The 13,286-nt window shown below is 69.8% G+C and carries 18 protein-coding genes; 12 read left to right on the top strand and 6 right to left on the bottom strand.

Translation table 11 applies throughout. The annotated features are described in order from the left end of the window. Positions 1 to 128 precede the first annotated feature (128 nt). Complete coding sequence (moaA, locus tag ACFWSK_RS09905; RefSeq protein WP_383783373.1) at positions 129 to 1,118, top strand: GTP 3',8-cyclase MoaA; 990 nt, start codon at positions 129 to 131, stop codon at positions 1,116 to 1,118. On the opposite strand, the gene ACFWSK_RS09900 is transcribed toward moaA, so the two are convergent. Beyond that, a complete protein-coding gene (locus ACFWSK_RS09900; protein WP_383783372.1) occupies positions 1,101 to 1,349 on the bottom strand; it encodes a hypothetical protein in 249 nt (82 codons plus the stop codon). The genes moaA and ACFWSK_RS09900 overlap by 18 nt on opposite strands. Positions 1,350 to 1,569: 220 nt before the next feature. Beyond that, on the bottom strand, positions 1,570 to 1,947 hold the full coding sequence (locus ACFWSK_RS09895) for a DUF3099 domain-containing protein (protein WP_383783371.1): 378 nt from the start codon (positions 1,945 to 1,947) through the stop codon (positions 1,570 to 1,572). Positions 1,948 to 2,156: 209 nt separating this feature from the next. Between ACFWSK_RS09895 and ACFWSK_RS09890 the strand changes: the two genes are divergently transcribed. After that, positions 2,157 to 2,435 carry a GlsB/YeaQ/YmgE family stress response membrane protein gene (locus ACFWSK_RS09890; RefSeq protein WP_383783370.1) on the top strand — a complete coding sequence of 93 codons (279 nt, stop codon included), beginning with the start codon at positions 2,157 to 2,159 and terminating at the stop codon, positions 2,433 to 2,435. A gap of 5 nt (positions 2,436 to 2,440) precedes the next feature. Here the strand turns inward: ACFWSK_RS09890 and tyrS are convergent, their stop codons facing one another. The 3 genes from tyrS to ACFWSK_RS09875 are packed head-to-tail and all read right to left on the bottom strand — an operon-like array spanning position 2,441 to position 6,637. Next, positions 2,441 to 3,670 (bottom strand): tyrosine--tRNA ligase, encoded by a 1,230-nt coding sequence (tyrS, locus tag ACFWSK_RS09885; protein ID WP_383783369.1) that lies wholly within the window; start codon positions 3,668 to 3,670, stop codon positions 2,441 to 2,443. A 52-nt stretch (positions 3,671 to 3,722) separates the two neighbouring features. Then, positions 3,723 to 5,117: a metallopeptidase TldD-related protein gene (locus ACFWSK_RS09880; RefSeq protein WP_383783368.1), complete on the bottom strand. Its 1,395-nt coding sequence runs from the start codon at positions 5,115 to 5,117 to the stop codon at positions 3,723 to 3,725. Continuing rightward, positions 5,114 to 6,637 carry a TldD/PmbA family protein gene (locus tag ACFWSK_RS09875; protein ID WP_383783367.1) on the bottom strand — a complete coding sequence of 508 codons (1,524 nt, stop codon included), beginning with the start codon at positions 6,635 to 6,637 and terminating at the stop codon, positions 5,114 to 5,116. Before ACFWSK_RS09875 ends, ACFWSK_RS09880 begins: the two co-directional genes overlap by 4 nt. A gap of 260 nt (positions 6,638 to 6,897) precedes the next feature. Here ACFWSK_RS09875 and ACFWSK_RS09870 point away from each other — a divergent pair, with 260 nt between their 5' ends. From ACFWSK_RS09870 to ACFWSK_RS09845, 6 genes are all read left to right on the top strand, one after another. Continuing rightward, positions 6,898 to 7,176, top strand: a complete 279-nt coding sequence (locus tag ACFWSK_RS09870) for a hypothetical protein (RefSeq protein WP_383783366.1) — start codon at positions 6,898 to 6,900, stop codon at positions 7,174 to 7,176. Between the two features lie 49 nt (positions 7,177 to 7,225). After that, a complete protein-coding gene (locus tag ACFWSK_RS09865) occupies positions 7,226 to 7,465 on the top strand; it encodes an AbrB/MazE/SpoVT family DNA-binding domain-containing protein (RefSeq protein WP_383783365.1) in 240 nt (79 codons plus the stop codon). 43 nt (positions 7,466 to 7,508) lie between these two features. Continuing rightward, positions 7,509 to 7,904 (top strand): type II toxin-antitoxin system VapC family toxin, encoded by a 396-nt coding sequence (locus ACFWSK_RS09860; RefSeq protein ID WP_383783364.1) that lies wholly within the window; start codon positions 7,509 to 7,511, stop codon positions 7,902 to 7,904. Positions 7,905 to 8,043: 139 nt separating this feature from the next. After that, positions 8,044 to 8,763, top strand: a complete 720-nt coding sequence (fabG, locus tag ACFWSK_RS09855) for a 3-oxoacyl-[acyl-carrier-protein] reductase (protein WP_383783363.1) — start codon at positions 8,044 to 8,046, stop codon at positions 8,761 to 8,763. Positions 8,764 to 8,768: 5 nt separating this feature from the next. Continuing rightward, entirely contained in the window at positions 8,769 to 9,536 is a 768-nt protein-coding gene (gene fabI / locus ACFWSK_RS09850) for an enoyl-ACP reductase FabI (protein ID WP_383783362.1), read from the top strand. A 186-nt stretch (positions 9,537 to 9,722) separates the two neighbouring features. Beyond that, the gene (locus tag ACFWSK_RS09845; RefSeq protein WP_383783361.1) at positions 9,723 to 10,094 is read left to right on the top strand and encodes a hypothetical protein; all 372 of its coding nucleotides are present in this window, start codon (positions 9,723 to 9,725) and stop codon (positions 10,092 to 10,094) included. Between the two features lie 17 nt (positions 10,095 to 10,111). Here the strand turns inward: ACFWSK_RS09845 and ACFWSK_RS09840 are convergent, their stop codons facing one another. Beyond that, positions 10,112 to 10,786, bottom strand: coding sequence for a FadR/GntR family transcriptional regulator (locus tag ACFWSK_RS09840; RefSeq protein WP_383783360.1), 675 nt, complete (start codon positions 10,784 to 10,786; stop codon positions 10,112 to 10,114). Positions 10,787 to 10,843: 57 nt separating this feature from the next. Here ACFWSK_RS09840 and ACFWSK_RS09835 point away from each other — a divergent pair, with 57 nt between their 5' ends. The 4 genes from ACFWSK_RS09835 (at position 10,844) to ACFWSK_RS09820 (ending at position 13,245) form a co-directional block, all read left to right on the top strand. Next, on the top strand, positions 10,844 to 12,109 hold the full coding sequence (locus ACFWSK_RS09835) for a CynX/NimT family MFS transporter (RefSeq protein WP_383783359.1): 1,266 nt from the start codon (positions 10,844 to 10,846) through the stop codon (positions 12,107 to 12,109). Positions 12,110 to 12,135: 26 nt separating this feature from the next. Next, a complete protein-coding gene (locus ACFWSK_RS09830) occupies positions 12,136 to 12,246 on the top strand; it encodes an SGM_5486 family transporter-associated protein (protein WP_256669232.1) in 111 nt (36 codons plus the stop codon). Between the two features lie 177 nt (positions 12,247 to 12,423). Beyond that, on the top strand, positions 12,424 to 12,630 hold the full coding sequence (locus ACFWSK_RS09825) for a hypothetical protein (protein WP_383783358.1): 207 nt from the start codon (positions 12,424 to 12,426) through the stop codon (positions 12,628 to 12,630). A 96-nt stretch (positions 12,631 to 12,726) separates the two neighbouring features. Beyond that, on the top strand, positions 12,727 to 13,245 hold the full coding sequence (locus tag ACFWSK_RS09820) for a SixA phosphatase family protein (protein WP_383783357.1): 519 nt from the start codon (positions 12,727 to 12,729) through the stop codon (positions 13,243 to 13,245). Positions 13,246 to 13,286 lie beyond the last annotated feature (41 nt).

Genomic DNA, 13,286 nt, shown 5'->3' with positions numbered 1-13,286 from the left:
CACCCACCCCCCCCCCCCCCCCCGCCGCACCTCGTGCCAAACGGGCCCCTGTCGATGTCACACGTCTCGCGTAGGCTCGGAACAGTCAGAACCGCAACCGCGGACACCACCGGGGGAGGGGGCCCACAGTGCTCATCGACACCTATGGCCGGGTCGCCACCGACCTGCGTGTATCGCTGACGGACAAGTGCAATCTGCGATGCACCTACTGCATGCCCGAAGAGGGCCTGCAGTGGCTCTCCAAGAAGGAACTGCTCAGCGACGACGAGATCGTCAGGCTCATCCGGATCGCCGTCACCGGCCTCGGGATCACGGAGGTCCGCTTCACCGGGGGCGAGCCCCTGCTCCGCCCCGGCCTCGTCTCCATCGTGGAACAGTGCGCCGCCCTGGAGCCCCGCCCCAGAATGTCGCTCACGACCAACGGCATCGGGCTCAAGCGCACCGCCGCCGCCCTCAAGGCGGCCGGCCTGGACCGGGTCAACGTCTCCCTGGACACCCTGCGGCCCGACGTCTTCAAGACCCTCACCCGCCGTGACCGCCACCAGGACGTGCTCGACGGACTCGAAGCGGCCCACGACTCCGGCCTCACCCCCGTCAAGGTCAACACCGTCCTGATGCCCGGCCTCAACGACGACGAGGCACCGGAGCTGCTGGCCTGGGCCGTGGCCCACGACTACGAGCTCCGCTTCATCGAGCAGATGCCCCTCGACGCCCAGCACGGCTGGAAGCGGGACGGAATGATCACAGCCGGTGACATCCTCACCTCGCTACGCACCCGCTTCACGCTCACCGCCGAGGGCGAGGACGCGCGCGGCTCCGCACCGGCCGAGCGCTGGACCGTGGACGGCGGACCGCACCGCGTGGGGGTCATCGCCTCCGTAACCCGGCCGTTCTGCCAGGCATGCGACCGCACCCGGCTCACCGCCGACGGTCAGGTCCGCACCTGCCTCTTCGCCCGCGAAGAGACGGACCTGCGTGGCGCGTTGCGCTCGGCGGCACCCGACGAGGAGATCGCCAGGATCTGGAAGCTCGCGATGTGGGGCAAGAAGGCAGGCTCCGGACTGGACGACCCGTCCTTCCTCCAGCCCGACCGCCCGATGTCAGCGATCGGCGGCTGAGGACTCCCACTCCGCGAGGGTCACGACATCCTTCAGGAATCCGCGGACGTCGAGGAACGACGACAGGTGCTCCCTGTGCTCGTCGCAGGCCAGCCAGGTCTTGCGGCGCTCGGGGGTGTGCAGCTTCGGATTGTTCCAGGCGAGCACCCACACCGCGGCGTCGCGACAGCCCTTGGCGGAACAGATCGGCGAAGGGGCGGCACTCTCGGAGTGGGTCTCGAAAATGTTCACGGGCTCAACCCTAGGCCAGCTGTTCCAGCAGCCGACCGACGCATCCCCGCCGGAGAAAAGGCGACGCCGAGCAGCCACGGGGGGAGCTGCCCGGCGTCGGTCCGTCGCTCCGACGGGGGATGCGGAGCGCGTCTGAAGTATGCCACGGGGACCGGGGTGCGGTGCACCGGAACCTCATGATTGATCTGCGCTGTTCCTGCGCTTCCGGGAGGCCCTGGGATCAGCCCTGCGCATGCGGGGGCGGGTCCTCTCCGGCCGGTCCCGCTTCCCTGTCTGCCTCCGTCGCGCCCTCAGTCGGAGCCGCATCCAGAGCGGGCCGCGTCGGTGCGGGAACGAAGGTCGAAGGCAGTGAAGTCGCGTTCTCCCGGCCCCCGTTGGCGATGACGACCGCCACATAGGGAAGGAGGACACCCAGGGCCAGCGCCACGATGGCCACATGCCTCTCGACGTTCCACAGCACTGCCGACAGCACCACCGCGAGGGTCCGCACGGACATCGAGATCACATAGCGCCGCTGCCTGCCCCGTACGTCTTCGGCGAGGCCCTGCCGCGCACCTGTGATACGGAAGACCTCCGCGCTGTTGTGCTTCCGCGTCATGTTCCACCACCAGATCGCTGCGCCGGACACTCCCGGACCGGGTCCATTCCACGGTACGCCGGGGACGCGGCGTGTTCGAGGCCGGGGGGCCGTCCGTACGAGCGGAACCGCTCCGGTGCCCCACGTACGGACCCCTCCCGCATGCGCCCTGCCCGCGACGGCCCGAGACTGGCCGGACGTGCGCAGACTGCGCCGCACGAGGAGGCGAAATGAGCTGGTTGTGGGCAATCATCGTGGGCCTGGTGCTCGGTCTGATCGCCAGAGCGATCCTGCCGGGCAAGCAGGACATCCCGCTCTGGCTGACGATCGTGTTCGGCATCATCGGCAGCGTCCTCGGCAATGCTGTCGCGACCTGGATCGGTGTCAATGACACCAAGGGCATCGACTGGACGCGTCACGTGCTGCAGCTGATCGGTGCCGTGGTGGTCGTCGGTGTGGGAGACATGCTGTGGGCCTCGGTCCGTGGCCGCGGCAAACGGAGAACCTGACCGTTTCACCGGCGCAGCACGAGCCAGCGCCCGTGCAGCAGCTCCTCCTGGGCCGGAGCGCTCTCGCCGTCCGCGACCTTCACGTTGTTCACGTAGGCCCCGCCCTCCTTCACCGTCCGGCGGGCACCCGACTTGCTCGGTGCCAGACCGGCCTCGACCAGCAGGTCGACCAGCGGGCCGAGCTCGGTGACCCGCGCGTGGGGCACCTCGGAGAGCGCGGCGCTCAGCGTCGCCTCGTCCAGTTCGGCCAGGTCGCCCTGACCGAAGAGGGCCTTCGACGCGGCGATGACCGCGGCGCACTGCTCGCCGCCGTGCACCAGCGTGGTCAGCTCCTCGGCCAGTGAACGCTGCGCCGAACGGGCCTGCGGACGCTCCTCGGTCAGCTTCTCCAGCTCTTCGAGCTCCTCGCGGCTCTTGAAGCTGAGGATGCGCATGTACCGCGAGATGTCCCGGTCGTCCGCGTTCAGCCAGAACTGGTAGAACGCGTACGGCGTCGTCATCTCGGCGTCGAGCCAGACGGCGCCGCTCTCGGACTTGCCGAACTTCGTCCCGTCCGCCTTCACCATCAGCGGCGTCGCCAGCGCGTGCACCGCGGCACCCGGCTCCAGGCGGTGGATCAGGTCGAGACCCGCCGTGAGGTTGCCCCACTGGTCGCTGCCGCCCTGCTGCAAGGTGCAGCCGTAGCGCCGGTACAGCTCCAGGAAGTCCATGCTCTGGAGCAGCTGGTAGCTGAACTCGGTGTAGCTGATGCCCTCGTCGGACTCCAGTCGCCGGGCGATGGAGTCCTTCGTGAGCATCTTGTTGACCCGGAAGTGCTTGCCGATGTCCCGCAGGAACTCGATCGCGGACATGCCCGCGGTCCAGTCCAGGTTGTTCACCATGACCGCCGCGTTGTCGCCCTCGAAGGAGAGGAACGGCTCGATCTGGGACCGCAGCCGCGACACCCAGGCGGCGACCGTCTCCGGGTCGTTCAGGGTGCGCTCGGCGGTCGGGCGCGGGTCACCGATCTGGCCCGTGGCCCCGCCCACCAGGGCGAGCGGCCGGAGCCCGGCCTGCTGGAGCCGGCGCATGGTGAGGACCTGCACCAGATGTCCGACGTGGAGACTGGCCGCGGTGGGGTCGTAGCCGCAATAGAACGTGACCGGACCGTCCGCGAGAGCCTTGCGCAGGGCGTCCTCGTCAGTGGACTGGGCGAACAGCCCGCGCCACTTCAGCTCGTCGACGATGTCCGTCACGGTTCCGTGTCTCCTCTACTCGTGTCGATGGGCACCGGTCAGTCTAGGGCGGTCACACGCCGAGACTGACCGAACTCATATTGAAATCGGGAATCCGCAGCGCCGGCATGGCGGCCCGGGTGAACCAGTCGCCCCACTCCCGCGGCAGCGTCTTCTCCGTACGGCCCGCTTCCGTGGCCCGCGACAGCAGATCGACGGGCGACTCGTTGAACCGGAAGTTGTTCACCTCACCGACGACCTCGCCGTCCTCGACGAGATACACCCCGTCGCGGGTCAGCCCGGTCAGCAGCAGCGTCGCCGGATCGACCTCCCGGATGTACCACATGCAGGTCAGCAGCAGGGCGCGGCCGCTCGTCGCGGCGACCATCTCCTCCAGGGACCTCTCACCACCGGCGTCGAGCACCAGGTTGTCGATGGCCGGGGCGACGGGCAGGCCCGTGAGGCCCGCCGAGTGCCGCGTCGTGGTCAGGTGCTCCAGCCTGCCGTCCTTCACCCAGTCCGTCGGCGCGAGCGGCAGACCGTTGTCGAAGACGGAACCGCCGTCCCCGGAGGTATGGGCGATCACGAACGGCGCGGACTCGAGGCCCGGTGCGTGCGGGTCGCTGCGCAGGTTCAGCGGCAGCCCGGAAAGCGTCTCGCCGATCCGCGTACCCCCGCCCGGCTTGGAGAAGACCGTCCGGCCCTCGGCGGCGTCCCGGCCGGTCGCCGACCACAGCTGGTAGATCAGCAGATCGGCCACGGCCGTCGGCGGCAGCAGCGTCTCGTAGCGCCCTGCGGGCAGTTCGATACGGCGCTCCGCCCAGCGGAGCCGCTGCGCGAGCTCCGCGTCCAGCGCCGCCGGGTCGACATCCTTGAAGTCCCGGGTGGAGCGGCCCGCCCAGGCCGAACGCGAGCGGTCGGGCGACTTGGCGTTCAGCTCCAGCGTGCCGTTCGGCTGGTCGTGACGCAGCCGCAGCCCCGTCGACGTACCGACGTAGGTCGAGGTCATCTCGTGGTTGGCGAAGCCGTACAGCTCACGGCCCCCGGCCCTGGCGCGGGCGAAGGCGTCCCCGAGCGACGGGGCGAAGCCGGCGAACACATCGGCGCCCGTCTCGGCGGGCGCTTCCGTGAAGTCGGGGGAGGCCGGTACCCCGGAGACCAGCGGCTGGGCGTCCTCGGCCGGACCGGCCCCCCGTGCGGCGGCCTCGGCGGCGCGGACGAGCGGTTCCAGGTCGTCGGCGGTGACGGCCGAGCGGGACACCACGCCGGAGGCCGTCCCCTGGGCGCCGTCGACCGTGGCGATGACGGTGAGCGTCCGCCCCCGGGTCACCCCGTTCGTGGTGAGCGCGTTGCCGGCCCAGCGCAGATTGGCGGAGGAGTTCTCGTCGGCGATGACGACGCACCCGTCGGCGGTGGACAGCCCGAGGGCACGCTCGACGATCTCGTACGGCTTGCTGACCCGGCTCATCGTCCGGCCTCCTGCGTGGTGTTGAGGATGTTCACGCCTCGGAAAAGGGCGGAGGGGCAGCCGTGCGAGACGGCGGCGACCTGGCCCGGCTGGGCCTTGCCGCAGTTGAAGGCGCCGCCCAGGACGTACGTCTGCGGGCCGCCGACCTTCTCCATCGAGCCCCAGAAGTCGGTCGTCGTCGCCTGGTAGGCGACATCGCGGAGCTGACCGGCCAGCCTGCCGTTCTCGATCCGGAAGAATCGCTGCCCGGTGAACTGGAAGTTGTAGCGCTGCATGTCGATCGACCACGACCGGTCGCCGACCACATAGATCCCGCGCTCCACCCCGCCGATCAGATCCTCCGTGGACAGCCCGCCGGGATCGGGTGCCAGCGACACGTTCGCCATGCGCTGTACGGGAACATGGCCAGGTGAGTCCGCGTACGCGCACCCGTTGGACCGGCCCAGGCCCGTCAGCTTCGCGATGCGGCGGTCCAGCTGGTAGCCGACCAGCGTGCCGTCCTTCACCAGGTCCCACGACTGCGCCTCGACGCCCTCGTCGTCGTACCCGATGGTCGCGAGCCCGTGCTCGGCGGTGCGGTCCCCCGTCACGTTCATGACGGGGGAGCCGTACGTCAGCTTGCCCAGCTGGTCGAAGGTGGCGAACGACGTCCCCGCGTACGCCGCCTCGTACCCGAGCGCCCGGTCGAGCTCGGTGGCGTGGCCGATCGACTCGTGGATGGTCAGCCAGAGATTGGACGGGTCCACGACCAGGTCGTACGCCCCCGCCTCGACGCTCGGCGCCCGCATCTTCTCGGCGAGCAGCCCCGGGATCTGCTCCAGCTCGGCGTCCCAGTCCCAGCCCGTGCCCGTCAGGTACTCCCAGCCGCGCCCGACCGGCGGCGCGATGGTCCGCATCGAGTCGAACTCACCGGTCGTCCCGTCCACGGCCACCGCCGTGAACTGCGGATGCAGCCGCACCCGCTGCTGCGTGGTGATTGTGCCCGCGGTGTCCGCGTAGAACTTGTTCTCGTGGACGGTCATCAGCGAGGCGTCCACGTGCGCGACGCCCTCGGCCCCCAGGAGCCTGCTGCTCCACTCGGCGAGCAGCCCCGTCTTCTCCTCGTCCGGTACGGAGAAGGGGTCGGTCTCGTACGCCGAGACCCAGGTCCGCTCACCGTGCGAGGGCTCGTCGGCCAGCTCCACCCGCTCGTCCGAGCCGGCCGACGCGATCACCTTCGCCGACAGCTTGGCCATGGCCACGGCCTGCGAGGCCACCTTCGCCGCGGCGTCCATCGTCAGATCCACCCCGGACGCGAACCCCCAGGCCCCGCCGTGCACGACGCGGACCGCGTACCCCAGGTCGGTGCTGTCCGACGAACCGGACGGCCGGGCGTCACGGAGCCGCCAGCCGGCGCTCCGTACCCGCTCGAACCGGAAGTCCGCGTGCACCGCGCCGAGCGCACGGGCGCGTGCGAGCGCCGCGTCGGCGAGGGCACGCAGCGGCAGCGCCAGGAATGACTGATCTACCTCGTGGGCCACGTGGGCCTCCCCTTCTCCACCTCTGCAATGTCTTGGCAGTGAATCATGTGCACGCAGACCGCCGAGGGCCCTGGCTCGATCCTGTCCTCGGCAGCAGTTGCCGGGTACGGAAAGGCCAGGACTGTCCCATCGCCCCCGGCTAGGCTCCAAGACTGATCACTATCTCGGCGTATCGGGCGCCGTGGGCAGGGGAATAGCAGAGGACATCAACGCGTCCGGCCCGAACCTCCGCTCCGTACGTGAGCTGACGGTCAAGGCCCGTGGAGGTGTACGCCGCAGCCTTCGGGATTGCGGTCAATGTCCATGACCCGGACCCCCGCGCCGTGCCGCGCCGTCGCGGCATTGCGCTGGATGACGCGGAGGCCGAGGCGGGCCGTGGCCTCGCGCTGCTGGATCTGCTCGCGCCGGGCTGGCACATGGTCCGGTCGTCGATCGGCAAAGAGATCCGCTGCCGGATTCCCTGCCCGGCCGGATGGGCCTCGCCATGCTCCGCCTGCTCAAGGGCTGAGCCCGCGGGGCCCCGGGCCGCAGTACAGTGAAGAAGTATTACGTGTCGCATCAGCTACGAGATACGTCTGGGAGGGCGAGATGCTGCTCAACAGCAAGGGCCAGGTCACCATCCCCGCCACGTTGCGTGCCAAGTACCACCTTCGCGAGGGCGACCGGGTGGATGTCATAGAGGTGGACGGAGTTCTCCAGATCGTGCGCGTGGGCGATGGGGAAACGCCAGGGGAGCGCCTGGTCCGGCGGATGCGGGACAGCAGGGTCAGTCAGGACGTGGAAGGCATGTCCACCGACGAGATCATGGAGATGCTGCGTGGCGAGTGAGCCTGCCCGGCCACGACTCGTCCGGGACGGCGCACCCCCGGCCGTGCTCGTCGATTCGTGCGTCATCCTCGACGTCGTTACCGGTGATCCCCGATGGTGCGAGTGGTCCGCCGGCAAGATCGCTGAGGCCAGGGATGAAAGAGCCCTGGTCATCAACCCGGTGATCTACTCGGAGATCTCTGTCGGCTACGACTCGGTCGAGTTGCTGGACGGCATGCTCGGCTCGGACTACGAACGTCATCCGCTGCCCTGGACCGCCGGCTTCCTGGCCGGCAAGGCGTTCAAGCGGTATCGCGCGAACGGCGGGCAGAAGCGTTCTCCGCTGCCCGATTTCTACATCGGGGCACACGCGGCGGTCGCCGGATATCGTCTGCTCACCCGTGACGCGGCGCGGTACCGCACGTATTTTCCCCGCCTCGAAGTGATCGCGCCGGACTGACCGGGGCGCTTCAGCCGGGCGGCGACTGTAGGAATCCCACAGAGGCCGCCCGGCGGCGCTGTCAGAGGGCGATTCTCCGTACGCGGCACGGTACCGATAGGTTTTCGATGTACCAGACCGCCAAGGAAAGGGTGATCCGTTGAGCCGCTCGGTTCTCGTCACCGGAGGAAACCGGGGCATCGGCCTCGCCATCGCCCGCGCTTTCGCCGACAACGGCGACAAGGTCGCGATCACCTACCGCTCCGGCGAGCCGCCGAAGGAACTCACCGAGGCGGGCTGCCTGGCCGTCCGTTGCGACATCACGGACACCGAGCAGGTGGAGCAGGCCTACAAGGAGATCGAGGAGAAGCACGGTCCCGTCGAGGTGCTGGTCGCCAACGCCGGTATCACCAAGGACCAGTTGCTGATGCGCATGTCCGAGGACGACTTCACGTCGGTACTCGACACCAACCTCACCGGCACCTTCCGGGTCGTCAAGCGCGCCAACCGCGGCATGCTGCGCGCCAAGAAGGGCCGCGTCGTCCTGATCTCCTCCGTCGTGGGCCTCCTCGGCTCGGCGGGACAGGCGAACTACGCCGCTTCCAAGGCGGGCCTTGTCGGCTTCGCCCGGTCGCTGGCCCGCGAGCTCGGCTCGCGGAACATCACTTTCAACGTCGTCGCGCCCGGGTTTGTCGACACCGACATGACCCAGGCGCTCACCGAGGAGCAGCGCAAGGGCATCGTCGCCCAGGTGCCGCTCGGCCGCTACGCGCAGCCCGGGGAGATCGCCGCAGCCGTGCGCTTCCTCGCCTCCGACGACGCGTCGTACATCACTGGAGCCGTCATCCCCGTTGACGGCGGATTGGGCATGGGTCACTGATCACCATGAGCGGAATTCTCGACGGCAAGCGCATCCTCATCACGGGTGTGCTGATGGAGTCGTCCATCGCTTTCCACACCGCCAAGGTGGCCCAGGAGCAGGGCGCCGAGGTCATCCTGACCGCCTTCCCCCGGCCCACGCTGACCGAGCGCATCGCCAAGAAGCTGCCCAAGCCGGCGAAGGTCATCGAGCTGGACGTGACCAACGACGAGCACCTGGACCGCCTCGCCGGTCTGGTCCGCGACGAGCTCGGCTCGCTCGACGGCGTCGTGCACTCCATCGGCTTCGCGCCGCAGGACGCGCTCGGCGGCAACTTCCTCAACACCCCGTTCGAGTCGGTCGCCACGGCGATGCACGTCTCGGCGTTCTCGCTGAAGTCGCTCGCCATGGCCTGCAAGCCGCTGATGAGCGAGGGCGGCTCGATCGTCGGACTCACCTTCGACGCGCAGTACGCCTGGCCCCAGTACGACTGGATGGGGCCGGCCAAGGCCGCGCTGGAGGCCACCTCCCGCTACCTCGCCCGTGACCTGGGCAAGGAGGGCCTGCGCTGCAACCTGATCTCGGCCGGGCCGATCGGCTCCATGGCCGCCAAGTCCATCCCGGGCTTCTCGGAGCTCGCGGACGTCTGGAACCACCGCTCCCCGCTGGCATGGGACATGTCCGACCCGGAGCCGGCCGGCCGCGGAGTCGTCGCACTGCTCTCCGACTTCTTCCCGAAGACGACGGGCGAGATCATCCACGTCGACGGTGGCGTGCACATGATGGGTGCCTGACCTCTCGCGGCCCTGCCCTGCGCGTCCGACGGCCGCGTACCGCTTCCCCGGACTTCCCGGCGGCGGTACGCGGCCGTTTCTGCGTCCGGGTGCCGCGGGTCCGCCGCCCCGAGTCGAGAAGATGGTCGATCCACCGCAGAATGTGGTGAACCGGACTGATGGTCAGGCTACGGGGAGGAGACTGCTGTGCGCCCCACACGTCGCCGGACCTCGGCCCTGCTGGCCGTCTCGGCCGCCGTCGCCGGTCTCGTCACCCCGGTCGGCGTGTACGCGGCGAACCGGGCCGGCTCCGGGGCCGCCGCCCCCCTCGCCCCCACCCCGGAGCCCTCGGGCTCGGAATGCCGTACGTCGGTCGAGGGCTCCCGCGTCATCGCGTACTGCCACAACCCGTACCCCTCAGTCGACCTGGTGCGGCTGCACACCGAGTGCAGCCGCTGGTGGGACGTCGACGCGGACGGCAAGGCGGTCGCGGTGGAGCCGGGCCGGACCGTACGGCTCGACGACCGCTGCTGGAAAGAGGTCACCGCGGCCTGGGTCAGCCACCGTCGGGGCTCCTAGCCGGAACGGCGCACCGCTCAGACCCGGTCCACCAGACAGCTCAGCGCATGGCTCGCGGCCTCGGCCGCGGCCGTTTCGGCGTCGCCCGCCCGGATCGCCTCGACCAGCCGTGCGTGGTCCATGTGCTTCTCCGGCCGCAGCTCGGGACCGACGTCGTCGCGGAGGTAGTCGCGCAACAGGTCACCCAGATCCGCGTAGAGCTCCGTCAGCACGTCGTTGTGCGAGGCGGCGACCACGGCCAGATGCAGTGTCGCGTCGGCCGCGACGAACGCCTCGGCGTCCCCCGCCGCCCAGATCTCCTCACGCCGCGCCATGAGCGCGTCGAGCTGCCGCAGATCCCGGTCCGTGCGCCGGACCGCCGCCAGCCGAGCCGCCGACGACTCCAGCGTCGAGCGCAGCTCGGCGACGTGGCGCGGATCGGCGGAGGCGAAGCGCCGGTGCATCACACCGGCCAGCTCGCTCGTGGCGACGACATACGTACCGGAACCCTGCCGGATGTCCAGCAGACCGTTGTGCGCGAGCGCGCGCACCGCTTCACGGACGGTGTTGCGGGCCACCCCCAGCTGTTCGACCAGCTCGGGTTCGGTGGGAATCCGTGAACCCACGGGCCACTCGCTCGAGGTGATCTGATTCCTCAGCTGGGCAATCACCTGATCGGCGAGTGCCGAACGCCGCGGAGACGTCAGCGCCATGGTGCTCCTTGTTCGTGATTGGACAACCAATCATCCCATGATTCTATGATGGGTGTCATGCCCGACGACGAGACACGGACCCTGAGCCCGCATTCAGCACGCCTCGGCCCCCTGCCCGATGCGGCCGCCCCGGGCCCCGCCCCGTGGCTGCTGCGCCTGGTCATGGCCGGACTCGTCCTCGCCGCGCTCAACCTCCGCCCCGCCATCACCAGCCTCGGCGCCCTCCTCGAAGAGGTACGCGACGGGCTGGGCATGAGCGGCAGCGTCGCCGGTGTCCTCACCTCCGTACCACCGCTCTGCTTCGCCCTCTTCGGCATCATGGCGCCCCGGCTCGCCCGCCGCTTCGGGGCCGGCGCGGTCGTCTGCGCCGGCATGGTGGCCATCGCGGCGGGCCTGGCGATCCGCCCCTTCATCGGCGGTACGGCCGGCTTCCTCGCGGCCAGCGCCCTCGCCCTCATGGGCATCGCCGTCAGCAACATCCTGATGCCGGTGATCGTCAAGCGCTGGTTCCCGGGCCGCGTCGGCACCATGACCGGCCTCTACTCCATGGCCCTGGCCCTGGGCACCGCGCTCGCCGCTGCCGTCACCGTGCCCATGACGGACGTGCTCGGCGGCAGTTGGAAGGCCGGACTGGCGATCTGGGGCGTGCTCGCCGCCGCCGCCGTCCTGCCGTGGATCGCTCTCGTACGGGACCGGGGCAACGCACCGGGACAGCCCACCGCGCACCAGCGGAAGGCCCCGGCCCTCCGGATCACCCGCAGCAGGACCGGCTGGGCCCTCGCCTCCTTCTTCGGCCTCCAGGCCACCGCCGCGTACATCACCATGGGGTGGATGCCGCAGATCTTCCGCGACGCCGGGGTCTCGGCGGGCACCGCGGGCGTCCTGCTCGCGGTGACCATGGCGATGGGCGTGCCGCTCGCCTTCGTCATCCCACGCGTCGCCTCCCGCATGCGGAACCAGGGCCCGATCGCCGTCTTCCTGGGCACCTGCGGCCTCATCGGCTACGCGGGCCTCTACCTCGCGCCCGCGGCCGGCGCCTGGGCCTGGGCGCTGCTGCTCGGCATCGCCAACTGCGCCTTCCCGCTCGCGCTCACGATGATCGGCATGCGCTCGCGCACCGGCGCGGGCGTGGTCAGGCTGTCGGCCTTCGCCCAGTCCACCGGCTACCTGATCTCGATCCCCGGCCCGCTGCTCGTCGGGGTGCTCTACCAGCACAGCGGCGGCTGGGGGCTGCCGATCGGCCTGATGGCGGCCCTCATGCTGCCGCAGATGGTGGCGGGCGTACTCGCCGGACGGGACCGGACGATCGAGGACGAGTGCTGAGATGCGAGACTGAAGCCATGTCTCCTGTGCTCGACCCGAACCCCCAGAACGGCCAGAAGAAGCTTCTCCTCGTCTTCGGCGCGATGCTGCTCATCACCGTGATCATCGGCGTGATCGCCTCGATCGCCTCCCCGTGACGGACCTCTGACGCTCCTGACCGCCGCTGACCGTCCTCCGGCCCTGCGGGGGGTGGGGCAGGCCCCACCATCCCCTAGGGGGACAGGGTCAGGGTGAAGTGGGTGGATCACCGGATGGGATCGGCGCCGCCGGGTCCGTAGGTTCTGGGTATCGAACCGAATACCCACGGAGGCGACATGCCGGCCCGTACGCACACCCGGTCCACCACGCCCGCGCCGGGCAGTGTCGAGGTCCGGCTGCCGTGGTGGGCCGTCGTGCTGCCCGCGCTCGCGTTCGCCGCCCTCCTGCTGCTGATCGTGGGTCCGGGCGAGGCCCGCGCCTCCACCGGCGATCCGGCGCTCGGCCGGCTGCTCGCGCAGATCATGGACCTGCTCTCCCGCTGACGCCCGCCCGGTGGGCCGGTCGAGTGATTCACCCGCACCGGGGGAGCACGTCAACACCCTGCGCCAGGAGGCACATTTCGTGCGAAGCTGAGGTGTATGAGCGTCGATACACCTCGCAGGATCGTCCTTCTCAGGCATGCAAAAGCGGAATGGTCGCAGGAATCCGACCACGAGCGGCCCTTGGCGGAACGCGGCCGCAAAGACGCGCCCGTCGCGGGCCGCAAGCTCGCCGATTCCGGCATCGACTTCGATCTGGCCCTGTGCTCGACCGCCGTCAGGACTCGCGAGACCTGGAAGCTCGCGGTCCACGAGTTCCCGCACCGTCCCAGGACCGTGTACGAGGAGAGGCTGTACGACGCCTCCCTCGGTGAACTCATTGCCGTGTTCAACGAGACTCCCGACGAGGTACGCAACCTCCTGGTCATCGGCCACAACCCCGGAGTGCACGCCGCAGTCGACGCCCTCTCGGGCTCGGCGAACGGAGACGCGCTGGCGAGGGTGACACGGGACGGCTTCCCGACCGCCGCCTACGGTGTCGTCGAGTTCTCCGGCACCTGGAAGTCGCTGGAGCACGGTGTGGGCAAGCTGGTCGCATACTGGACGCCGAACGACTGAGCGGGGACAACGAGGGAAGGGTCCCGGCGCGGATACCGCGC

The organism is Streptomyces sp. NPDC058620 (assembly GCF_042717135.1).
Taxonomy (GTDB): domain Bacteria; phylum Actinomycetota; class Actinomycetes; order Streptomycetales; family Streptomycetaceae; genus Streptomyces.
Note: the sequence above shows the minus strand (reverse complement) of the source record. Positions and strands in the feature narration are given on the sequence as shown.

Excerpts from the sequence above, each read along its gene's own strand:
- ACFWSK_RS09820 (WP_383783357.1), top strand. The coding sequence starts at position 12,727 with ATGAGCGTCGATACACCTCGCAGGATCGTCCTTCTCAGGCATGCAAAA.
- ACFWSK_RS09835 (WP_383783359.1), top strand. The coding sequence starts at position 10,844 with ATGCCCGACGACGAGACACGGACCCTGAGCCCGCATTCAGCACGCCTC.
- ACFWSK_RS09895 (WP_383783371.1), bottom strand. The coding sequence starts at position 1,947 with ATGACGCGGAAGCACAACAGCGCGGAGGTCTTCCGTATCACAGGTGCG.
- ACFWSK_RS09880 (WP_383783368.1), bottom strand. The coding sequence starts at position 5,117 with ATGAGCCGGGTCAGCAAGCCGTACGAGATCGTCGAGCGTGCCCTCGGG.
- ACFWSK_RS09865 (WP_383783365.1), top strand. The coding sequence starts at position 7,226 with ATGCTGCTCAACAGCAAGGGCCAGGTCACCATCCCCGCCACGTTGCGT.
- ACFWSK_RS09825 (WP_383783358.1), top strand. The coding sequence starts at position 12,424 with ATGCCGGCCCGTACGCACACCCGGTCCACCACGCCCGCGCCGGGCAGT.
- fabI (WP_383783362.1), top strand. The coding sequence starts at position 8,769 with ATGAGCGGAATTCTCGACGGCAAGCGCATCCTCATCACGGGTGTGCTG.
- ACFWSK_RS09890 (WP_383783370.1), top strand. The coding sequence starts at position 2,157 with ATGAGCTGGTTGTGGGCAATCATCGTGGGCCTGGTGCTCGGTCTGATC.
- ACFWSK_RS09840 (WP_383783360.1), bottom strand. The coding sequence starts at position 10,786 with ATGGCGCTGACGTCTCCGCGGCGTTCGGCACTCGCCGATCAGGTGATT.